Source organism: Herbaspirillum sp. DW155, from assembly GCF_037076565.1.
GTDB lineage: Bacteria > Pseudomonadota > Gammaproteobacteria > Burkholderiales > Burkholderiaceae_D > Herbaspirillum.
In genome coordinates this window covers 2,639,808-2,661,841 of record NZ_AP029028.1, presented here as the reverse complement: position 1 = coordinate 2,661,841, position 22,034 = coordinate 2,639,808, and the positions used below count along the sequence as shown (strand labels likewise).

Annotated in this window: 22 protein-coding genes; 18 read left to right on the top strand and 4 right to left on the bottom strand. The window is 61.6% G+C overall.

Annotation, left to right across the window (positions count from 1 at the left end):
* The first annotated feature begins 212 nt into the window (after positions 1-212).
* The 14 genes from AACH55_RS12185 to AACH55_RS12120 all read left to right on the top strand — a co-directional run bounded on the left by AACH55_RS12185 (position 213) and on the right by AACH55_RS12120 (position 15,106).
* Positions 213-626 carry a biopolymer transporter ExbD gene (locus tag AACH55_RS12185; RefSeq protein WP_338720010.1) on the top strand — a complete coding sequence of 138 codons (414 nt, stop codon included), beginning with the start codon at positions 213-215 and terminating at the stop codon, positions 624-626.
* Positions 627-631: 5 nt separating this feature from the next.
* The gene (locus tag AACH55_RS12180) at positions 632-1,357 is read left to right on the top strand and encodes a TonB family protein (protein ID WP_338720008.1); all 726 of its coding nucleotides are present in this window, start codon (positions 632-634) and stop codon (positions 1,355-1,357) included.
* Between the two features lie 140 nt (positions 1,358-1,497).
* Positions 1,498-3,969, top strand: a complete 2,472-nt coding sequence (locus AACH55_RS12175; RefSeq protein ID WP_338720006.1) for a TonB-dependent receptor — start codon at positions 1,498-1,500, stop codon at positions 3,967-3,969.
* Between the two features lie 67 nt (positions 3,970-4,036).
* Complete coding sequence (locus tag AACH55_RS12170) at positions 4,037-4,717, top strand: MotA/TolQ/ExbB proton channel family protein (RefSeq protein WP_338720004.1); 681 nt, start codon at positions 4,037-4,039, stop codon at positions 4,715-4,717.
* 132 nt (positions 4,718-4,849) lie between these two features.
* Positions 4,850-5,605 (top strand): GntR family transcriptional regulator, encoded by a 756-nt coding sequence (locus AACH55_RS12165; RefSeq protein WP_310838612.1) that lies wholly within the window; start codon positions 4,850-4,852, stop codon positions 5,603-5,605.
* 20 nt (positions 5,606-5,625) lie between these two features.
* A complete protein-coding gene (locus AACH55_RS12160) occupies positions 5,626-6,738 on the top strand; it encodes a BMP family ABC transporter substrate-binding protein (protein ID WP_338719997.1) in 1,113 nt (370 codons plus the stop codon).
* Positions 6,735-8,330 (top strand): ABC transporter ATP-binding protein, encoded by a 1,596-nt coding sequence (locus tag AACH55_RS12155; protein WP_338719995.1) that lies wholly within the window; start codon positions 6,735-6,737, stop codon positions 8,328-8,330. Before AACH55_RS12160 ends, AACH55_RS12155 begins: the two co-directional genes overlap by 4 nt.
* Positions 8,327-9,472 carry an ABC transporter permease gene (locus tag AACH55_RS12150; RefSeq protein WP_338719993.1) on the top strand — a complete coding sequence of 382 codons (1,146 nt, stop codon included), beginning with the start codon at positions 8,327-8,329 and terminating at the stop codon, positions 9,470-9,472. The genes AACH55_RS12155 and AACH55_RS12150 overlap by 4 nt, the downstream gene beginning before the upstream one ends.
* Positions 9,462-10,433, top strand: a complete 972-nt coding sequence (locus AACH55_RS12145; RefSeq protein ID WP_338719991.1) for an ABC transporter permease — start codon at positions 9,462-9,464, stop codon at positions 10,431-10,433. The genes AACH55_RS12150 and AACH55_RS12145 overlap by 11 nt, the downstream gene beginning before the upstream one ends.
* A gap of 32 nt (positions 10,434-10,465) precedes the next feature.
* On the top strand, positions 10,466-11,572 hold the full coding sequence (locus tag AACH55_RS12140; RefSeq protein ID WP_338719990.1) for an ADP-ribosylglycohydrolase family protein: 1,107 nt from the start codon (positions 10,466-10,468) through the stop codon (positions 11,570-11,572).
* A complete protein-coding gene (locus tag AACH55_RS12135; protein ID WP_338719988.1) occupies positions 11,569-12,504 on the top strand; it encodes a carbohydrate kinase family protein in 936 nt (311 codons plus the stop codon). Before AACH55_RS12140 ends, AACH55_RS12135 begins: the two co-directional genes overlap by 4 nt.
* Complete coding sequence (locus AACH55_RS12130) at positions 12,501-13,409, top strand: nucleoside hydrolase (RefSeq protein WP_338719986.1); 909 nt, start codon at positions 12,501-12,503, stop codon at positions 13,407-13,409. Before AACH55_RS12135 ends, AACH55_RS12130 begins: the two co-directional genes overlap by 4 nt.
* 13 nt (positions 13,410-13,422) lie before the next feature.
* Entirely contained in the window at positions 13,423-14,640 is a 1,218-nt protein-coding gene (locus AACH55_RS12125; protein ID WP_338719984.1) for an esterase-like activity of phytase family protein, read from the top strand.
* Between the two features lie 70 nt (positions 14,641-14,710).
* Positions 14,711-15,106, top strand: a complete 396-nt coding sequence (locus tag AACH55_RS12120; protein WP_338719982.1) for a VirK family protein — start codon at positions 14,711-14,713, stop codon at positions 15,104-15,106.
* A 37-nt stretch (positions 15,107-15,143) separates the two neighbouring features.
* Here the strand turns inward: AACH55_RS12120 and AACH55_RS12115 are convergent, their stop codons facing one another.
* Together AACH55_RS12115 and AACH55_RS12110 are read right to left on the bottom strand one after the other, a co-directional pair.
* Complete coding sequence (locus AACH55_RS12115) at positions 15,144-15,374, bottom strand: hypothetical protein (RefSeq protein WP_338719980.1); 231 nt, start codon at positions 15,372-15,374, stop codon at positions 15,144-15,146.
* Positions 15,375-15,579: 205 nt separating this feature from the next.
* Positions 15,580-16,572, bottom strand: a complete 993-nt coding sequence (locus AACH55_RS12110; protein WP_338719978.1) for a YopT-type cysteine protease domain-containing protein — start codon at positions 16,570-16,572, stop codon at positions 15,580-15,582.
* A 405-nt stretch (positions 16,573-16,977) separates the two neighbouring features.
* On the opposite strand from AACH55_RS12110, the gene AACH55_RS12105 reads away from it, so the two are divergent.
* The gene (locus AACH55_RS12105; RefSeq protein ID WP_338719976.1) at positions 16,978-17,133 is read left to right on the top strand and encodes a hypothetical protein; all 156 of its coding nucleotides are present in this window, start codon (positions 16,978-16,980) and stop codon (positions 17,131-17,133) included.
* A gap of 202 nt (positions 17,134-17,335) precedes the next feature.
* Here AACH55_RS12105 and AACH55_RS12100 read toward each other — a convergent pair whose 3' ends face one another.
* Positions 17,336-18,028: an MFS transporter gene (locus AACH55_RS12100; RefSeq protein WP_338720284.1), complete on the bottom strand. Its 693-nt coding sequence runs from the start codon at positions 18,026-18,028 to the stop codon at positions 17,336-17,338.
* Positions 18,029-18,333: 305 nt separating this feature from the next.
* Positions 18,334-18,936 carry an MFS transporter gene (locus AACH55_RS12095; protein ID WP_338719974.1) on the bottom strand — a complete coding sequence of 201 codons (603 nt, stop codon included), beginning with the start codon at positions 18,934-18,936 and terminating at the stop codon, positions 18,334-18,336.
* Between the two features lie 128 nt (positions 18,937-19,064).
* Between AACH55_RS12095 and AACH55_RS12090 the strand changes: the two genes are divergently transcribed.
* From AACH55_RS12090 to AACH55_RS12080, 3 genes are all read left to right on the top strand, one after another.
* Positions 19,065-19,952 carry a LysR family transcriptional regulator gene (locus tag AACH55_RS12090; protein WP_338719972.1) on the top strand — a complete coding sequence of 296 codons (888 nt, stop codon included), beginning with the start codon at positions 19,065-19,067 and terminating at the stop codon, positions 19,950-19,952.
* A gap of 144 nt (positions 19,953-20,096) precedes the next feature.
* Complete coding sequence (locus AACH55_RS12085; RefSeq protein WP_338719970.1) at positions 20,097-21,128, top strand: FlxA-like family protein; 1,032 nt, start codon at positions 20,097-20,099, stop codon at positions 21,126-21,128.
* A complete protein-coding gene (locus AACH55_RS12080; RefSeq protein ID WP_338719968.1) occupies positions 21,112-22,026 on the top strand; it encodes a TIR domain-containing protein in 915 nt (304 codons plus the stop codon). The genes AACH55_RS12085 and AACH55_RS12080 overlap by 17 nt, the downstream gene beginning before the upstream one ends.
* Positions 22,027-22,034 lie beyond the last annotated feature (8 nt).

The following is a 22,034-nucleotide window of genomic DNA, read 5'->3' as shown; positions in this document are numbered from 1 at the left end:
TAAGGAGAAATATCCCCGTAGCGACAAGCGAAGTAAACGTCCCCAATACCGCATTTTTGTTACCGCAATATTAAAAACAAAAAAATCAAAAATATATTGAGTTGGTACGTACCACTTATTGACAGCCGAGTTCTGAAATTTCATAATCGCCTCACTTTCAGGGCGCGTGCGAACTTTTTCCCATGCGCGATACCGACCAAGGAGTAGAGGCGATGAGAAGCTGGGGCGAAACGGAAAAGCGCAGGGCGCGTATCGAGATCATTCCGATGATCGACGTGATGATGTTCTTGCTGGTCTTCTTCGTGCTGCTGAGCCTGAACGTGATTCCGGCGTTGGGCATCAAGACTTCCTTGCCCAGCTCCTCCTCGGCCAGCGACCTGCAGACCCAGCACATCGCACGCATCGCCCTGGGGGCAGGCGGGGAGCTGGAACTCGAAGGCAAGCCGGTCAAGCTGGAGGCGCTGGTGCCGGGCCTGAAGCAATTGCAGCAGAAGGAGCCCGGCAAGAAGCTGGTGCTCATCGTCAATGCCGATCAGAAGATCGAGTTCCAGCGCGTGATCGACCTCATGGATATCCTCAAGGGCAACGGCTTTGATGCGCTGTCCTTCGTGTCCAAGCGCAAGTGATGGCCATGCAGCTCATTTATCGCCATCGCGACTGGGTAGCCGCCTTGCCGGCAACCGGGCTGATCCTGCTGCTCGTGACGGCCGGGATACAGGTGGTCAAGCCGCTCAAGCCGAAGTACGACGAGCCAGTGAAATTGGAGGTCATTGATCCTGTCAGCCTGCCCCCTCCACCGCAGCCTCCGCAGCCACCGCAGCCACCCAAGACACCGCCGCCCGAGCCGGCACCGCGCAGCCTGCCACCGCCCAGGCCGACACCGCCGGTGCCAAAACCCGAGCTGCCCAAGCCGACGACCACACCGGCGGTAAGCGTGCCCGCGCCGGTGGCAGCGCCCGCCCCGCCAGCGCCCGCAGCGCCTGCGCCGGCAGCGCCTGCGCCGGCAGCGGTGGCGCCGCCGACGCCACCGGCACCGCCTGCACCCAAGCCGAATGTGGAGGCCGAATTCATCGCCCGGGTGCGCGCCTATCTCAATGCCGTGAAGCGCTATCCGACCGGGCGTGAAGCCAGCCTGCAGAGACCGGAAGGAACGGTCAAGGTGTGGTTCATCCTCAATCGCGATGGTTCGGTGGTCGACGCCGGTATCGAGCAGAGTTCCAATTCGATGCTGCTGGACCAGGCCGCGCGGCGCAGTGTGGGGATGGGGCGCTTCCCCGCGTTTCCCGAGCAGTTCCAGCCGGGGCAATCCACGCACCGCTTCGTAGTCGATCTCGAATTCAAACCGGCAACGGACTGATACGGACCATCCGTGGCCCACGCCAGCACAGCTTTTCCGAGCAGTCGGCATCGCATCGTCGATGCATGAGAAACGCAATGGCCATCAGCGTCGGCAAGGCGCGCGAGGCACAACCGAACCACTCTATGGGAGTCGCAACGATGAAGTTGAAATTCAACAAGCTGGCCCTGCTGGTGTCGGGCCTGTTCCTGACCGAACTGGTGCCGGCATGGGCGCAGGAGACCAGCAATCTGGGTCAGATCACCGTCACCGGTGCGGCCGAGGCACCGGGCGGCGGCATGATCCAGGCCGACGACACGCCCAAGGCGCGCAGCTCGGTGAGTCGCGAGGCCATCAGCAAAATGGGAGCCTCTTCGACGGCCTTCCAGATCATCCAGAGCCTGCCGGGGGTATCGGCGTTCGACCAGGACGGCACCGGCCTGTTCGGCGGCACGCTGCGGGTACGCGGCTACAACGCCAACCAGATGGGCTTGACGCTGGATGGCGCACCGCTGAACGACTCGCTGAACTATTCGATCAACATCCAGGAGTTCGCCGATCCCGAGAACACCTGTGATGTCTTCCTCAACCAGGGCAGCGGTGACATGGAAGCACCGCACGTCGGTGCCAGTGGCGGCAACGTCGGCATCAGTACCTGTGACCCGCGGGACACGCTGGGCGGCAAGTTCAATCTCGCCTTCGGCTCCAATCGTTACAACAAGGAATTCGTGCGCTTCGATTCCGGCAAGTTTGCCAATGACCGGGCCAAGTTCTTCATTTCCATGTCGCAGGCCGGTGCCGACAAGTTCAAGGGCAGCGGCAGCGCCAAGCGCGAGCACGTCGATGCCAAGGCGGTCTTCGATTTCGGCTCAGGCAGCTACTCCAAACTGGCCTTCCTGTGGAACAAGATGGACAACGCCAACTATCGCACCGTTAGCAAGGCCGATCTGGCGCGCTTCGGCTATGGCTATGATTTCGGCACGACACCGCCGCGCCACCTGACACCCCGCAGTGGTACGGCCCAGAATGAGGCCACGGCCAATGCCGCCATCCTCGGCAACTACCAGGGCTTCAACAACAATCCCTTCGAAAACTATCAGGTATCGATGGTGAACCACTGGCAGCTCTCGCCGCAGGCCAGCGTGGATGTCAATCCGTACTACATCTACGGCTACGGCACTGGCGGCAACCAGCTCACCAGCGTCTCGGAGGCGCGCGGCAGCAACCTGCTGCACGGTGGCATCGGCGACCTCAATGGCGACGGCGACACGCTCGATACGATCCTGGGCTACGGCAGCAATATCAGCCAGACCAATCGCTTCGGGGTCACCACCAAGGCCAACTACCAACTGGGCAGCCACAACCTCTCGGGCGGATTGTGGCTGGATCGCGGGATCTCGCAGCAATACAGTCCCTTCGTCTCCATCGACAGCAATGGCAATACCTCGGATTACTGGCTGACCAACAGTGCCCAGTACCTGAAGTACGCCGATGGCACGCCCTACAATGGCGGTCGCAACTGGTACACCCGGGTGGATGCGCACACGGTGTTCCTGCAGGACAGTTTCTCGCTGGTCAATGATCGCCTCAACATCCAGTTGGGCCTGAAGCGCCAGGAGGTCAAGCGCGACTTCCTCAACTTTGCCAGCGGCCTGACCGCCAACAGCGGCGGGGCGGACTACGAAGTGAAGCAGACATTCAGCAATACGCTGGGCAATGTCGGCCTGCGCTATCAGCTCACCGAAACCCAGTCGGTCTTCCTGAATCTGGGGCAGAACGCCCGCGCACCGGAGAACACAGCCAATACCGGCCTGGTACAGACCGCGGCCGCCAGCAACTACACCACCTCCATCGTCAATGGCGCGCTGATCGCACGCGACAGCCAGGGCAACATCGTGCCGCTGCGCATCGGCTCGCCCAAGGTCAGTCCGGAAAAATCCAACAACATCGACCTCGGCTACCGCTATGCAGGCAACCGCCTGACGCTCTCCGGCTCGGTGTTCTACATCGACTTCAAGGACCGCATCGCCAGCCAGTATGATCCGGTCTCGGCTCTGAGCACCCAGTTCAACGTGGGTGCCTCGCGCACCTATGGCCTGGAGCTGGAAGCAGGGTACAAGATGAACGACAACTGGAACATGTATGGCTCGCTGACCCATGCCGACTCCAGCATGCTCGATGACAAGGTGGCCGTGCGGGCCGCCAACGGCACGGCCACCACCTTGCAGACCTCAGGCAAGCAGATGCCCGACACCCCGCAATGGCTGGCCTCCCTGTCGCTGCAGTACACCACCGGTCCCTTCTACGCCAGTGCGCAAGGGCGCTACGTCGGCCAGCGCTACACCACGCTGGTCAACGACGACAGCATCGGCGGATATACGCTCTTCGATCTGGGCGCAGGCTATCGCTTCGACAAGACCCTGTTCCTGCAGACGCCGACGATCCGCTTCCAGCTGCTCAACCTGTTCGACAGGAAATACCTGAGCATGACCGGTCCCAGCGGTTCGTCCTTCACCACCAATGCCAACGCCACCACTGGCACCAATGGTGCCGCCATCGCGGCGGCCTCGGCACCGCTGTTCTACGTCGGCGCACCGCGCACCTTCCAGGTATCGCTGAGCAGCGATTTCTGATCCGACTGGCCTGACCGACCGCACTGCCGTCCTGAAACCGGCAGTGCCTCTACCCCAAGGAGCTTTTATGAATGCCATCCAGCTATTCCATGAACTGACTTTCTATGCCATGTATGCGGCCGCTGCACTGGCGGTTTTCATGATCGTGGAACGGCAGCTGTTCTTCCTCTTCAGCGCCCGCGACGCAGCGCGCTTGCTGCGCACGATGAGTGCCGGGGAGGGCGGCTCGCCGCTCATCGATCCCGCGCTGCTGGAACGCCAGACGGTGCCCGCGCAACTGGTGCGCGAGGCGCTGCAGACACAGGGCAGGGGCCTGACACACTCGCAGCAGGAAGACCTCGGCGAGGCCATCTACATCGCCGGCAAGAAACGGGTCAATGCACGCCTGTGGGTGCTCGACACCATCGTCACGGCCGCACCGCTGCTGGGCCTGGTCGGCACCATCCTGGGCATCATCGATACCTTCGCGGTCCTGGCCTCCTCGGGTATTTCCGACCCCTCGGGCGTTTCCAAGGGCATCGGCACGGCACTGTATGCCACCGCGCTGGGCATTTCCATTGCGTTGTTCGGTCTGCTGTTTTACAACTATTTGCGTGAATGCGCCGACAACCTCAATGACCTGCTCAAGGAACTGTTGCTGCGCAGTTCCGGTCTGGAACATGATGCTGCCGAGGACGACAGCCGCAGCCTGCGCGACGCCGGCGCGGCGGCCCGCAGCGCCCGCCACCCGGTGCTGGCGGCAGGCTGAACTGAGCGGAGCGGGTTGGTACGCGCCGCAGACTCACTTCGCCACTTCACCACTTCGCACCTGCCCGGTGCGACTGTTTCGGTCCGGGTTCAGTGATTTACAACTGGTACGTACCAATGTAAGATTGCCGTCATGAAAAAAGACCTCACTCCAAGCGAAACCCAGCTGCCGCGCTACCGCTGGCTGGCCGATATCATCCGCGACACGATCGATCGCGGCCTGCTCACCGACAATCAGGCGCTACCGCCCGAGCGCGAGCTGGCAGAGCACTATGAAGTCAGTCGCGATACGGTGCGCAAGGCACTGCGCTACATGGAAGAGCGCGGCATCATCTACAGCGATCATGGACGCGGCACCTTTGTCTCGCCGGCCATCGTGCGTGGCACTACGCGCTTCATCGACAGCTTCTCGCAAGATACCGGCAATCGGGGCGGCGTGCCTGGACAGCGCATCATCAGCATCGAGAACATCGGTGCCAGCATGGCCATCGCCACCTTGCTCAATATCGAGTCCGGTACGCCGCTGGTACGGGTGCGGCGCGTGCGCCTGATCGACGACGTTCCGGTCGGGGTGCACGATGCCCATCTGGTCCTGCCGCGCGGATCGCGCCTGACCCGCAGCCAGATCGAGCGCAGCGGTTCGCTCTACAAGCTGCTGACGGCACAGTACGGTTTCGATCCGGCCGAGGCCGTGGAAAATCTCTGTGCCGGCGCGGCCGATGCCGACGACGCGCAATGGCTGGATGTACCGGTGGCGGCACCTCTGCTCATCTGCGAACGGATCACTTTGTCCGACCGCCGCCAGCCTATCGAATATTGCCTCATGAAATACGTGTCCAGTTACCGCTACCGCACGCGCATCGCCCGTCATAGCGACGGCACGCGCTGAACCTGCCTCTGCCCGCATTGATGAACGCCACCCTCCGCTACCTGCTGCCTCGCCTGGCCTGGACCCTGCTTCTGCTGGCACTGCTGTCGCTACTGGCGCACTGGTCCGATCGGCTGGCACGCAAGGGCAATGACAAGACGGTGCTGCGTGCGGTCCTGTTCATCAATGGCACGCTGGGCGACAAATCCTTTTTCGATTCGGCGGCCAAGGGAATGCGCCGCGCCGGGCGTGAACTGCCGGTCAGCGTGCGCGTGGTCGAAGGAGGCAATGACCCGACGCGATGGGAGTCCGCGCTGGCCGATCTGGCCGATAGCGGCGACTACGATATCGTGCTGGCCGGCACCTTCACCATGGTGCCCTACGTACAGCGGCTGGCCGGAGAGTTTCCGCGCATGCGTTTCGTGATGTTCGACGCGGCAGTGGACTATGCCCACTGTGCTTGCGGGAATGTGCACTCCATCCTGTTCCGCCAGAACGAGGGCGCTTACCTGGCGGGCTATCTGGCCGCCATGCTGCTGCAGGAGCGGCTGCTGCCGGGCCTGCCCGCCAACGCCGGTCTGGGGCAGGTGGGTGGCATGCAATTGCCGGTGATCGATGATTACCTGCTGGGCTTCGGTGCGGGCGCACGTGCGGCCGATCCATCGATACGGGTGGCGATACAGTATGCCAACGGCTTTTCCGATCCTGCGGCCGGCAAGGATATTGCCAATGCCCAGATGGCGGCCGGTGCCGGTCTCATCTTTCAGGCGGCCGGTGCGACCGGGCAGGGCGTGACCGAAGCGGCCAGCGAGGCGCATCGCTACACCATCGGCGTGGATCTGGACCAGTATGAGATGTATCGCCACAGCAATCCCCAGCGCGCCGCCGCCATCGTCACCTCGGTGTTGAAGAACGTCGATGTGGCCATCGTGCAGGCCCTGAGTCTGGCGCTGCGGCAGCAGCTACCCTATGGGCGCGCCGATTCCCTCGGCCTGGCCGAGGGCGGTATCGGGCTGGCACCGCATTCGGAGGTACTGGACCGGCTGCCGCTGCCCCTGCGTCAACGTCTGGATGCCGTGCGCGCCGACCTGGTGAGTGGTCGCGTGCACCCGCCCAGTGGCTTTGCCCGCGCCGGCACGGAGGCAAGGGGATGAGCACGCCCGCGATGCCGCAGACCGCCACGGCGCTACTGGAGTTGCGCCATGTCTCCAAACTCTATCCCAACGGCACGCTGGCCAACGACGATGTGAGCCTGTCCATCCGGGCCGGGGAGATCCACGCCATCGTGGGCGAGAACGGGGCCGGCAAATCGACCGTCATGAAGATGCTCTATGGCCTGGAACAACCCAGCTGCGGCAGCCTCTGGCTGGACGGCCAGGCGCGCGTACTGGCCGATCCGGCGCAAGCCATTGCCGCCGGAATCGGGCTGGTGCCCCAGCATCTGCATCTGCTGCCTTCCTTCACCGTGACCGACAACATCGTGCTGGGCGCGGAGCCCCGGCGCGGCTGGCGCATCGACCGCAAGACAGCGTTGCGGCGCGTGCAATCGCTGGTGCAACAATTCGGGCTGGAGGTGGAGCCGCTGGCACGCGTGCGCGACCTGCCGGTCGGGGTGCAACAGCGCGTGGGTATTCTCAAGGCGCTCTATCGCGGCGCGCGGGTGCTGCTGCTTGATGAGCCCACGGCGGTGCTCTCGGTGCAGGAAGCCGAGAGCCTGTTCCGGGTGCTGCGCAGCATGGTGGCGCAGGGTCTCACCGTGGTGCTGATCAGTCACAAGCTCAAGGAGATCCGCGATGTCGCCGACCGCTTTACGGTATTGCGCAAGGGACGGGTCAGCGGCAGCGGTCGGGTGAGCGATTTTTCCGAGGCCGAACTGGGCAGCATGATCGTCAGCAAGGCACCGCCGCCCATGCCCGCGCGTACCCGGCAGCGGGCGACTCAGCCGCTGGTCGAAATCCGCGATCTGCAGGCGCACCACGCGGACGGACGCCTGGCCTTGCAGTCGCTGTCACTGGACATCGCAGCCGGAGAGATTCTCGGCATCGCCGGCGTGGAGGGCAATGGGCAGGATGTGCTGGCGCGGGTGCTGCTGGGTCTGCAGGCAGCCAGCGGCGGGCAAGGGCGGTTGCAGGGTCGGCGCTTCACCGGCCTGAGTGTGCGTGAGGTGCGTGCCTGCGGCGTGGGCTACATCCCCGAAGACCGCATGCGCGACGGCGTGGCAGCCGAGATGAGCATCGCCGACAACCTCATCGCCGTCAGTTACCACCAGGCACCGCTTGCCCGCCGCGGCTGGCTCGACAGCGCCGCCATCGGCCGTACCGCCGCCACGCTCATGCAGCACTGCGGTGTGGTCGCCCCTTCATCGGCGACGCTGATGGGAGCGCTCTCCGGCGGCAACATGCAAAAACTGGTGCTGGGGCGCGAGGTGGCGGCCGGGCCGCGTCTGCTGATCGCCAGCCAGCCCACGCGCGGGGTCGATATCGGTGCTGCACGGGCCTTGCATGGTCAGTTGCTGGCCTTGTGCGAGGGCGGTGCGGCAATCCTGTTGATCTCGGCAGACCTGGATGAATTGCTGGCGCTGTCGGACCGCGTGGCCGTGATGGCCGAGGGGGCGCTGGTGGCGCACTTCGATGCAGCCGGGCTGAGCGCCGATGTCCTCGGTCCCTATCTGACCGGTGCCCAACGCCAGCAAAATGCCGCCGCCTTGCTCGATAACGCAGTCACATTTTCCGGAGTCCCCGCATGAAGCAAGCGACCGCCCTGCCATTGCAGCAACGTCTGCAACGTCAGCAAGCCCTGGCGCAGCGTCTGCGGCTGCCGGTGGCGCTGGCCGCCGGTCTGGGGTGTGGTTTCCTGATCATGTGCGCGGTCAGCAGCGAGCCCCTGCGCGCGTTCCTGATCCTGCTGACCGGTGCCTTGCCGCGCCTGCACTGGAGTGCGGGCGAGGGCTGGCAACTGACCCGCCTGGTACGTTTCGGGGCCGTGATCGAAGACGCCATCACGCTGACCCTGCTGGGTCTGGCCGTGGCCATTCCTTTCCGCGCCAGGCAATTTTCGCTGGGCGCAGATGGTCAGCTGTTCCTGGGTGCGCTGGCCGCTACCGTGGTGAGCCTGTATCTGCCGGGGCCGTGGTTTGTGGTCTTGAGCCTGTCGATGTTGGCGGCCTGTGCCAGCGGATTCCTTTGGGGTGCCTTGCCGGGGCTGCTCAAGACGCGCTTTCAGGCCAACGAGATCGTCACCACCCTGATGCTCAATATCGTGGCGGTGCAGGCCTATCGCTGGCTGGTCAGCGGCTGGCTGCGCGACCCCGCCGGCGGCTTCATCGTCACGCCCTTCCTGCCGGCCTCGCTGCAGCTGCCGGTGCTGCTGGTCCATACCAACGTGACGGTGATGCTGCTGGCCTTGCCGCTACTGGTCTGGACCAGCTGGCTGCTGCTCATGCGCACCACGCTGGGTTACGAAATCCGGGTGGTCGGACAGTCAGCGGCTTTCGCCTTGCAGGCCGGCCTGCCGGTACAGCGCACGGTCTGGCTGTCGATGGGAGCGGGCGGGGTGCTGGCCGCGCTGGCGGGCATGCATATCAGCCACGGCCTGCTCAAGCGCCTGCCGGTCGATCTGCCTGCCGGACTTGGTTACGAAGGCTTGCTGGTAGCGCTGCTGGCCCGCTGCGAGCCGCGCGCAGTGCCGTGGGCGGCGCTGATGTATGCGTATCTGCGTACCGGGGCACTGGCCATGGAACGCAGTACCGATGTATCGCGCGAAGTGGTGCTGGTGATCCAGGCGCTGGTCATCCTGTTCCTGGTGGCCGAACGCATGCAGCCGGCGCTGGCCGGGGGCTGGCTGCGCTGGCGTGCGCGCAGGGCAGAGGGAGGCCGACATGACGCATGACTACTGGGCCTGGAGCATGGCCGCCGCCGCCTTGCTGCCGGCGGTGCTGCGCGCCGCTACACCGATCCTGCTGGCCGCGCTGGGTGGACTGATTTCTGATCTGGCAGGTTGCATCAACGTGGGCCTGGAAGGCCTGATGCTGGTGGCGGCTTTCTTTGCCGTGCTGGGGTCGGTGCTGGCGGCGTATTGGCTGCCGGGCCTGCCGCCGGTCTGGCACGCCTGGCTGGGGGCGCTGGCCGGCGTACTGGCGGCCATGCTGCTGGCGCTGCTGCTGGCGGTGTTCCACCTCGAATGGGGTGCCGATCTGATCGTGGCCGGCATTGCCCTCAACGTACTGGCTGCCGGCCTGACGGTGTTCCTGCTGTCCACGCTGGTCGGCGACAAGGGCTCGACCGCCAGCCTCGATACACCAGTGCTGCCGGCGCTGCATCTTCCCGGCCTGCAGTCCTGGCCGCAACTGGACCTGCTGCTCAATGGCGAACACGGTCGGGGCCATCATCTGCTGCTGTGGACCGCCTTGCTGGCCATTCCCCTGCTGCGCCTGCTGCTGCGCCATACCCGTACCGGCGTGTGGCTGTGCGCCTCAGGGGAGCATCCGCAGGCCGCCGCCGAGGCGGGCATCCCGGTCAAGCGCATGCGCTATCTGGCACTGCTGGTCTCGGGGATGCTGGCTGGCCTGGGCGGGGTCTACCTGAGCATGGGCTACCTCAGTCTGTTCCAGTCCGACATGACTGCCGGACGTGGATTCCTGGCACTGGCCGCGGTCTTCGTCGGCGCGCGCGGTCTCACCGGCACAGTGCTGGCGTCCCTGCTCTTCGGTGCCAGTGCGGTCCTCTCGACCCGGCTCGGTGCGGCGGGCATGGCACCGCAACTGCTGTACATGCTGCCTCCTGTGGTTACCCTGCTGGCGCTGGTCGCCGCCGGTGCACGCAAGCAGGGCAGGGCGCACAGATCAAGCTAAGCAACAACCCCTTCGCATTACAGGAGAAGCATGTGAGCAGCACAAACTTGAGGGACAGGATCTTCGCCTCGCTGGCCCTGGCCGGTATGGGCGACGCCCTCGGTGCCCAGACCGAACAATGGAGCATCGACGAGATCGCCGCCCGTCACGGCGGACTGGTGACCCGCTTCGGCACCCCGCCCGATGACACCTTTGCCGGTGCCAATGCCGGCAAGCGCGCTGAGGTCACCGATGACGCCAGCCAGATGTACTACCTGGCGCGCGCCTTGATCGCCGCCGACGGACGGCTCGACTATGACGGCTGGGTGAGCTGCCTGCTGGATTGGGCCAGCACCAGCCCCAAGGCGGGCTTCATGGGGCCGAGCACGGCGCTGATGGTCAAGGCCTTGCAAGAGGGCGGCGATGTCAATGAGGTGGGCATCATCGGCAGCTCGCGGCGCAAGATGACCACCATCGGCATCACCAATGGTGCGGCCATGCGGGTGGCGCCGGCTGGGCTGATTCATCCCGGCGATCTGGCGGCGGCCTGCGAACAGGCACTGGTCACCTGCCTGCCTTCGCACGATACGGATGTGGCCATTTCCGCCGCCTGCTCGATCAGCGCTGCCACTGCCCAGGCGCTGGTGAGTGACGATCTGCGGCAGGTGCTGGCGGCGGCCACCCACGGCGGCCGCATGGGGGAGCGAATGGCCAGCCAGCATGCGCGCTCCGTGGCCGGGCCGAATTATCTGGCAAGACTGGAGATGGCCTTGAGCATTGCCGCCGAGTCGCGCAACGACCGCGAGTTTCTGGTGACCATGGAAAAGAAGGTCGGCAATTCCGTGCTGGCCGCAGAGTCCGTACCGGCTGCACTGGGCGTGGTGTGCTACGCGAAGGGCGATCCACTGCGAACCATCGCGCTGTGTTCCTCTATCGGCAATGATACGGATTCCATCGCCACCATGGCGGGTGCCATCGTCGGCGCTTTGCGCGGCACGGCTGCGTTGCCGGCCGATCTGCTCAGTGAGTTCCTGGAGGTCAATCATCACGACTTCGACCTGGAGCAGATCGCCGAGGGTCTTTGCCAGCTCGCCATCGTCAACATGGCGCAACGCACGCAAAGCGTCACAAGCCCCGCATCGTCACGGGTACAGCCATGAATTCGCGCCCCTACGACCTGCTGACCCTGGGCGACCCGGTGGCCGACCTGATGCTGCGTGCCGTGCAGCTGCCGCCGCCCGGTGGCAAAACCGTGGGGCAGTGGCTGGGCGTCATGCCCGGCGGCACCACGGCCAATGTCGCCTGCGCCGCCAGCCGGCTGGGGATGCACTGCGCCCAGTTCGGCCGGGTTGGCGATGATGCTCATGCGCAGCTGCTGCGCGATTCTCTGGTGGAGCATGGCGTTGCCACGCAATGGCTGACTGTGCAGCAGCAGGCGGCTTCGGCGTCGGCAATCGCCATCGTGACTCCTTCCGGGGAGAAGTCCATCATCTACATGCCCATGCCCGCCGTCGCGCTCAATGAAGACGCTTTGCAAACGGCGCTCAGACAGTCGCGGCTGGTCTATGCCATGCCCTACGATCTGGCTGAGCTGGAGATGGTCAGTCACCTGGCCCGCGCCACCGGCACGCTGGTGGCCATCGATCTGGAGGCGGCCGTGGCAGCGAACGCGGCCGAGATGTGGCGTCGGGCCTCGCTGGCGGACATCGTGTTTTTCAACGAGGCCGGCTTTCACAAGGCGACCGGCGCCGCGCCCTCCATTCAGGTGCTCACCGAGGCCTTGCGCCTGGGCCCCTCGGAGATCATCGTGACACTGGGCGAGGGTGGTGCCATCGGCGCTGTACGTACCAGTTCGTCCAGGCACGCGGCTTTCCCCGCGGAGGTGGTCGATACCACCGGAGCCGGTGACTGCTTCAACGCGGCCTATCTGAGTGCCCGCCTGAGAGGACAGCCCTTGTCGCTGGCGCTGCGTTTTGCATGCGCCGCCGCCAGCTGTGCCGTCAGCGCCCTCGGTGCGCGCGAGGGCTTGCCCGACCAGGGCCGGGTGGCCGCCATTCTCGCCGCCACCGCTTACACAGGAGCCACTGCATGAGCACGGTCATCATCGACTGCGATCCCGGTATCGACGATGCGCTGGCCTTGTTCCTTGCCGCCGGCAGCGTCGAACTGAATCTCTTGGCCATCACCACGACGGCAGGCAACCGGCCTGCTGCGATCACCGCCGGCAATGGCCGCAAGCTGATGGATCTGGCCGGCCGGCCAGACCTGGCGGTTCACGCCGGGGCCGAACGCCCCTTGAGCGGTCAACCGGCGCGCTGCAACCTGGTGCATGGTGAAGACGGCCTGGGTGGCGTGCTGCCGGGCACACCCGCCGCTCTGGAGAGCGAACACGCTGCACTGGCACTGGTGCGCCATCTGCAGCAGGCCCCCGCAGGCAGTATCGACCTGGTAGCGATGGGCCCGCTGACCAATCTGGCGCTGGCCGAACTGTTGGTGCCGGGAATTCTGCAGCGCACCCGCCGGCTTTCCATCATGGGCGGTGCCTTGCGGGTGCCGGGCAATATCACGCCGGCAGCCGAATTCAATTTCTATGCCGATCCGCTGGCGGCCGATCTGGTCATGCGCAGCGGTGCCGCCATCCATCTCTACCCGCTGGATGTGACGCACCAGGCGGTCATGAGTCCTGCGTGGATCGATACGATAGGGGGCCTGTCCAATCGCTGCGGGCAAGCAGCCGCCGCCATGCTCAGGCAATACGCCGCCATGGATCCATTGCTGCACGACGTCTGCCCGGTGGCCGGCCTTCTGCGGCCTGCGCTGTTTGCCGAGCAGGCCTGCAGCGTCGAGGTCGACTGGCGCCCTGGTCTTACCGAGGGTTATGCGCTCATGCAGCTTGACCAGCAAGCGGCTGCTGCCTGCACCATCCAGGCCGCCACCATTGTCGACAACGAAGGATTGCTGTCGCTGGTGCTTGAGAAAATCTCCGGTCTGCCATGAAGCTTGCTTTGTCATGCCATGGTCCGTTGCCGACATCCACTTGTTCCTGTTTATGCGTTCTCTACCGTTACCTGTTTTTCTGATGCGCGCACGCCTGACGTGGCTGGCTTGCCTGATGGTTTTCTGGCTGGGCGGCTGTGCCGTCAACAATGACCAGGGCACACAGCCGAAACCCCTTGTAGGCAGCCTGCGTCTGCTGGGCGAGCAGCGCATTGCGCTCAATGCGCCATTCATGGGGACGGTGATCGGCGGCTTGTCCGGAATCGACTATGATCCCCGAACCGACACCTGGGTCACGGAAAGCGATGATCGCTCCGAGGTCAGTCCCGCGCGCTTTTACACCTTGAAGCTGCGCTATGACCTGCAAGGATTTCACGCCCTGCAGGTGGCCGCAGTGACGCTGCTGAGACAAGCCGATGGCAGCCTCTATCCGGATGCAAAAGAAGCGGCAGTGCGCGGCGGCGATATTGCGGACCTGGAATCCATCCGGGTTGATCCGCTCGATGGCAGTCTCTGGTACAGCAGTGAGGGGAATCGTCCGAAAAACATGTCGCCCTTTGTCCGGCGTGCTGACCGCGATGGGAGATACCTGTCGCAGTTTCCCACCGGTGCCTTGTTCAAAGTACACCCGGATCGGCCACTGGGGGCGCGCGACAATCTTTCCTTCGAAGGACTTTCTTTCTCGCGCGACGGACAGACAGTGTGGCTGGGCATGGAGGCTCCTCTGTATCAGGACGGCGAAGTGCCTACGCTGGAACATGGTGCCCTGACCCGTATCACCCACTATCGTCGTGACGGTACGATCATCGCGCAATATGCCTACCCCTTGGACGCGATTGCGCATGCCCCGGGAGGGCGCTATGCCGACAACGGCCTGTCCGAACTGCTGGCCGTCGATGCGCATCATCTGCTGGCACTGGAGCGCTCGGGAGTGCAGGGCAGCGATGGCGTGTTTCGTTTCCACATCCGGCTCTACGAAATGGATACCAGCACCGCCACCGATATTGCGGCGATGCCGGCACTGGCCGGTCAGTGCTGCATCAGGCCGGCCAGCAAACGACTGATTCTTGATTTTGATACCTTGCCGCTGCCGCAGATCGACAATCTGGAGGGCGTATCCTGGGGACCGCGACTGGCCAATGGGCATGAGAGTCTGGTCTTCATTTCAGATAACAATTTCAATGCCTCGCAGGTCACGCAGCTTCTGGCGTTCGAAGTGATTCCACCTTGAAGAGAAAGGACTACCTTCAATGAAAATTTCATCAGCCGTATCACTGTCTCTCATCGGTCTGTGCCTGAGCATGCCCTCCGCTTTCGCCGACGCGGCTCCTGTGTCGGCGTTATCCAGCCAGGCCGAAATCGTGCAGGCGCTCGACCAGGGCGAGACGGTGAGGCTCTCGCTGGACCTGAGCCATTGTCGCCCGGATGGAGTGACCAACCGTACCGGAAAAGCCAAGGGTGGCCTGACCATCGCGGCCTATCTTGTCATGGATGGCGTACTGAGCTTCTCGGACAGCCACCCGACGGTGGGCAAAAACGGGGAACCCTTGTGGCAGTTCCTGCGTTACCAGGTCAAGCCCGACCAGAGCGTCACCTTCACCGCCGACATGTTCCAGTTGCCCGGCTATACGCGGCTTGGGGAGCGCATCTCCTACCAGTGCAATATCAATGAAGGCATCAGGTTCTTCCGGCAGTGAACCTTGAGCGCGGTACATGCACGGCATGTGACAGGATCTAGCGATAGCGGTCGCGGTTGCACGTCAGCTCCAAGACCAGTTCGTGACGCGATGAAGTAAAGGACAAAGGCCGCTCCCGGTTTTGGTCGGCGTGGACGCGGCCAGTCTTTCGCCACTGCGCCATTTCTTCGGCCACGGTTTCTCGTACGGCGTTGCGTAGCGCAAAGCGGAACAGGATGACGACAACAATGCCGCAGCCGATCCCCGTGATTTCCAGCCAATCGAGCATGATTCCTCCTGAGTGCCAGGTTGAGACTAAGTAAACCGCCACGCATAGGTAGGAACGAGGGGAGAAAGAGTTCCTCACTGCATTGGCCCACTGCACAACGTGCGCAATGCGTAAGCGCAATGCGTGCAAGCATGTCGGGCGAAATCTGTGCCTTGACCCGGAACGTTGATGACGCCAGGTCCAGATCCGTGGCTGCCATGCATGATCAATCCAGTTCCTTGGCCAGTTGCGCAAGCGGAGTTGCGCTGACGTCCTCCGTGAACTCTATTTTCAGGATGGACCGGATTCCGGAAAATTCGTAAGCTCTTGTCGCCTGATAAAACCGGGACATTTCGTCCATGAAGCACGGCAATTCGCCAGGCGGCACCTTGCATTCGCCCAGGTTCGAATCAAACACGGTAAGTGAATGCCGATCCCCTTTTGAAAACACGCTAAGGTTGTGGCCGGCTTCCTCTCCGCTCTGGTTGATGAGACTGATGCCCAGATCGAAATAACCGGGCGATCTTTTCAACAGATGCTCGGCGCGCAGATACGCTTCCGATCCCGTGAAAACATCATTGCTGATGCACCTCGCCTGACTTGCGTAGAGGCTTGAGAGATTTGATACCGCCGTATCGAAATGCGCTTCGAGTCCCAGCTCCAGCAGTCTCTTCAAGGACGGCGCCTCGCCGGAGTGGTGATGAACATTTTCCTGCGCGTACAGTCGTTGTGCGATGGTGGCGTGCGCCGTACCACGCTCCGACATCAACAAGGACAGGCGCGCCGAGGCTTGCGCCTCCGGTCTCGCCTGATGCAGACGGAGCCAGACAGAGCCCATGCCCCGGCAAATTCCCTTCTGCGTTTCAAGATGGTCGGCGCCGAAGTGCCTTTGCTGGGCCAGCGCCTTTTGCATGCGTGCTTTGACGTACTTGCGCAGCGCAGGCTGGAGTTTGTCCCATTGTGGATGATCGATATTGGCGCACTCGTTGACCGGACCGGGAGCGGGTTCTTGATGTCGGAAGAGGCGACTGAATTTGCTCAGCGTCGATTCGCGGCGGCGAGTCCGGCCGTCGGCGCTGCTGGGATCGCCAGCCTCGGCAGAAGGGTGGGCGCCGGGCAACTGGCCGGCGTTTGATGCGCTGGAAACCTCATCTTCCTGCACGCTGCTCCACGGGACAGATGCATGGAGATCGGCGGGATGATTTGAGCGGGGAAACATGTTTGCCAATGAAAGCCGAGATGGGTATCCGGCCTGATGGAGAGTGAATGTCTTGATGGGTGCAAGAACGAGAAAATTAGTTCGACGATTGCACCTCATGTAATGCGAGTAATTTGTCGTACAACCTTTTTCTTAGCTTATCTTTTTAGCCAATTTTCTGATTGGGCTGCGCTTATCGTGGCCCCGACAATCGTAAGAGATAGCTCATCCGTAGGCATCTTCTCGCGATTCAAGAGCGATTCGCAAAAAAAGTTCCATCTATTTAATTAAAAAGTTTCTCTATTTCATCTCGATGTCATTGATTTGACAGCGTTTTGTCAGCAACAAAATGCGAGTTTATGAAACAATAGTCCGTCGCTTTTACAAAGCGACTTCCCTCTTATCAATTCGTAAGGATTACAAATCATGCGTAATATCAAGGCTCTGATTGCTGCTGTTCTGCTGGTTGGTTTTGCCTCTTCTGTTGTGGCTGCGCCGCGCCTGTCCAGCGGCCTCCGAATCAACCCTGCAAAGGATGATAATGCTTGCCTGGTTTACGACGGCGGTGAGATCTGCAACTGAGGTACGTACCAGGTAGCAAGCACAGAGGCTCCGCATTTTGAGCTCCCCCCCCCCAAAGGCTGGACATTGATCCAGCGTTTGGGGGGGCTTTATTTCGGGTCACATGGACAGGGCCGGTTCTGCAAGTCAATCGCGTTCGCCGAAACGACAAGCAGCTAACCTAGCGAGTCCGCCGCATCGCAATCAGCGTTGCACAGAGCACCTAGGCCAGCATCAGGATCCCCATATTCGATGTGGCTGGATACGTCTTGGGAATAACGATGCCAGCCGCGCTGACGGCGGCACCGAGCAGCATCTGCACACACCGCATCACGGCAGAAGCGACACCCGCGACGTGGCCCAGATGGCGAAGCGCCTCATGATTGAGGGACGGTGCGATCAAGCCAAAACTAAATATCACCATTCCTGCTAGGATCGCAAGAATGTAGGCTTGCAAGCATTGCAGTGCTGCGAACGCGTTAATCAGCGCTACGCTGGCCAGCATCATGCCTAGGCCGACATAAATGATCCGGGGCGCCGTCAGATTCATTTTGACCAAACGGGTATTGACCATGGCACCCAAGATAATTCCCATCGAACTCAGGGCAAAGACGATTGAGAAATTTGTTTCTGAAAAACCAAACTGACCGACATATGCATTGGCTGCTCCGGCAATGTAGGTGAACATGCACGCGAAGCTAAGTCCGTAGATCAAGACATTGCGTCGAAGGTCGGCGTTTTTCAGGACTATCGAATAGCTTTCAATCAGTACAGATGGTCTAAGCGAACGGCGAGCGCTTATCAGTAACGACTCACGAAATGCGGTCAACGCGTACAGCAGCAAGCAGAGTCCGAGTAACGCCTGTAGCACATAAATGGCACGCCAGTTGCCTGCCAGCAGAACGAGGCCGCCGATTACCGGGCGGCTATCGGCGCAATACCCTGTATCGCTATCACTTGCGCCATGTGAATGCCGGCTTCTGCACCCGTATAGCGATCACGAATGATGGCCACTGGACCGAGGTCGCACAGCACCTGTGCAACGGTATCGGCGACCAGACTCGTGGTGCGAACCTCACTCACCGCAACTTGAATAGACTGACGAATCGGCGATTGCCAGCAGGTTATACAGGCCGCTGAAGGCCACCACCACCCAGAGCGGTGCTGCCCATAGCCATCCGAAAAGAAAGGAGCAGCATATGCTGGCCGAGGTAGCCGCCATCATGACGCGGCTGCGGCCGTGGCGGTCAGATGCCGCACCGCCCATGATGCTGCCGACGACACTGACGATGTGAGCGGCGGCCGCCATCGCCAGCCCGCCGCTGCGCCAGCGCCGACCAGCACCGTGACCAGGCCTGCCGTGACCTGCCAGGAAAATGCGGCCATCAGTCCCGCCACCAATATCAACGACAGACCATAGCCCAGCGATGACGCCCCGATGAACCAGCCCATGCAGCGGCCACGGGCATGCGCAGGGCAGTTCGCCGAGACCAGTTGCAAGCCCGGGCTATAGCAGGCTCCCGAACACAGGCCCACCAGCCCATAGAGCCAGGCGGTGAGCTGCGGCGCCGTACTGAAGATGGAAAATATCGTCATCGCCATGACGGTGAGCATGCTGCTGCAGAAGAAGACACGGCGAGGACCGATACGGTCACTGATGAAACCGACGCCGAAAAGCGCGATGAGGTAGCCGACATGCCAGGCGCTTTGCACCAGGCCTGCCAGCGATGCACTCATGTCCCATTGCACCATCATGCGTGGCATGCTGCCGGCCCAGAGCGTGGCTGCGGTCGACTGTAGCAGTCGGCTCAGAGACAGCCACATGAGGCCGCGTGACCAACATCTTGCGGCAGAGGAACGGTCTGCTGCAAAGTATCCATGCGCGGATGATCGCATTTGTATAAACCAAGACATAGGTTATCCTCCTTATACATTGCATAAGGAATGCTTATATGAAAATCTCATCCATCGACCAATTGGAGGCCTTCATCAAGGTCATGGAGAACGGCAGTTTCTCGGCGGCGGCGGTGGTGCTGGAGGTGAGTCAGCCGGCCGTGAGTCAGCAGATCCGCGAACTCGAACGCCGCCTGGGCGCCAAGCTGCTGGAGCGGGTAGGGCGGACGCTGGCACCGACGGCTGCTGGCGCCAGCCTGCTGGGGTATGCACGCCAGATCGTCGAGGCAGCTGCGCAAGCGGGAGAGGCCGTGGGCAAGCATGCCGTGGGGGTATCTGGCAGCGTACGCATCGGTACGGGCGGCACGGCCTGCTTGCATCTGCTTCCCCCCATACTGGCCAGCCTGAAGAAGCGCTTTCCTTCGCTGCAGGTCGTGGTGAGCACGGGCAATACCGAGGATTTCGTCCGGCGTGTGGAGCAGAACCTGCTGGACATGGCGTTGGTAACGTTACCAGTGAGCAGCCGAGCGCTTCACGTGCGGCCAGCGATCACCGACTCTTTCATCGTGATCGGTCCGCGCCAAGGATTGAAACTAACGAGGAAGACCAGTGCAAAGGTACTGGCTGAACAGCCGGTGATTCTCTTCGAACCCGGTGCCAATATCCGGCAGTTGATCGAGGGATGGTTTCTCTCCAACGGCGTGCGCCTCCAACCGTCCATGGAGCTGGGCAGTGTTGAAGCGATCAAGGAAATGGTGGCAAGCGGTCTCGGTTACGCGATCATTCCCTCGATGGCCTTGCGCAAGACCGATGCGCGGCGCATTCAGATCAGTGCCATGCACCCGCCGCTGGTGCGCGAACTTGGGCTGATCGTGCGTCACGATAAGCCCGTCACGCGTGGTATGCAGGCGCTTGCCGAAGCCTTGTGCGAAAGGCCATTCGCGTAGTCGCAGTGCGATATCTGCGCGTTGCTCCCGAGTGCGGGCTATCGCCCCAAAAATCTCCCGGGGCTGTCACCGGGGCACAACACGGCCTTGATAGCGACCGGGGGCTGACTATAATCCGAGCATTTTCAACCTGAGGAGCTTAGCGTGAGCAATATCACTTTGAATCTGAATCTTGGCGGTACGGGCGGCGCGGAGCAGTCTCAGGCGGCCGACGAAGATACGGGCAGCAGCACTACGGACAAGATTGCCTCGATCATGAAGAAGATCACGCGGCTGCAGAAGCAGGCAGCCGAGCTCCAAGGACCGCCCGATGAAGTCGCCAAGATGAGGAAAGTCATCGAGCAGGAGATCAAGGCGCTCGAAATGCAGATGAAACAACTGATGGACCAAGAGGCCAAAAAGAACCAAGCGGCAGCGGATGCAGCGAAGGAAGATAAGCCCGGCGATGTGGCTAGCCCGTCTCTGCGTAAGATCGGGACTGGAACCAGGAGAAAAACACCTGATCGCTTACCAGCAAGATGTCCTGAACGCCACATCAATGGCGATGGGACTTTTTGCATGTACTGGCAAGGCGAGATGTCACTCAAAATTGACTCTGAAGAGGCCGCGCGGACGTGGTGGTCAACCCTGCTGGGATATTTAAAGCTTCAGGAGCGAGCCGAAAAGCTTAAGCGCTGGCCAGATGACAATGCCTGGGCTCACGGCAATGCAGCCTTACACCAGCAAAAGGCTATCGCAGCTGCAGCTCGGATTAGTCCTCAACTCGAGACTGAAGTGAAACGCAAGCGTGTCCAGGCGAAACAGAAGGGTCCGCATGGACTCCGGCCTCAGATGATCTACGTTTCGAGACAAGGAAACCCTTTTTACTCAGTTCGCATACTGCTGCAGCCAACGTACAAAGCTACGGTCACTCGCTTGCGCCAGCCTTGCCTCTGCGGTCTTAAAAAGCGGAAAAAGGGCAAGCCAATTGCACTACGAAAGTGCCCCCGTCACGCTGATGATGCTCGGGATCTCGCGATCGAATTGGTGAAATGGGAAAAGGAAGAAGAGAAATTTTGGGCCAGCTACAAAGGGCGGCAGTGTTGCGGAAAGATGGCGAGCTGCCCGCTTGCAGCCAACGGCATCATAGCAACAGGTAACGAAGTACAGGAGCCAGAGGATGTTGGAGCGATATAAGGGCGAAGGAGGGCGGCGCCGTACCATTGATGCACTCCTGGAACAGCGCATTGTCGTCGGCAATGTGGCCTTAGCAGAGCAACTCTACGACCAAGCAGAACTGCTTCAGGTAAATCCCAAAGAAATATTGATCGAGCAGGGCGCTTCTGACTCTGACGTCTATTTCATTCTTTCTGGCTCAGTAGGTATTGACGTCAATGGAAGGCAAGTTGCTGTCCGGATGGCAGGTAATTCTGTTGGTGAAATGTCTGCCTTAGATCCTATGATTCCTAGGGCTGCCACTGTTTTTGCCTTAGAACCAACGGTCGTCGCCAAGGTAAGCGAACCCAAAATTTCTGAGCTCGCCAACCAATTTCCGATCATCTATCGGCTTTTTGCCAAAGAACTCGCGCGCCGGCTGTACCAGCGAAACTCACTCATCAACGAAAAACGCGATCGGATTCGTGTCTTCGTCATCTCGTCTGTCGAGTCCCTACCCATTGTTCGTGCGATGGAAAACCACTTTGAGCACGACGAATTTCTACCTGTCGTGTGGACCAACGGAGTCTTTAAGATCGCAAATTACACCCTGCAAAGCCTCGAAGATCAGCTAGATCGCTGTGATTTTGCAATAGCGGTCGCCCATGCTGACGATACGGCAGCATATCGGGGAAAAGATTGGCCTGTTCCCCGTGACAACGTCATTTTTGAACTTGGACTGTTTATGGGCCGCTTGGGCAAAGATCGTGCCATTTTGATGGAGCCTAGAGAGCGCGGGGTGAAGTTGCCTAGCGACCTATCTGGCATTACCACTGTACCGTATCGTTACGAACCCGGCGAAGATGTGGCTGCTTTGATAGCCCCGGCATGCAACCAAATTCGTGACCATATCAAACGGCTCGGACCAAGCATAGGCTAAAGGAGCGA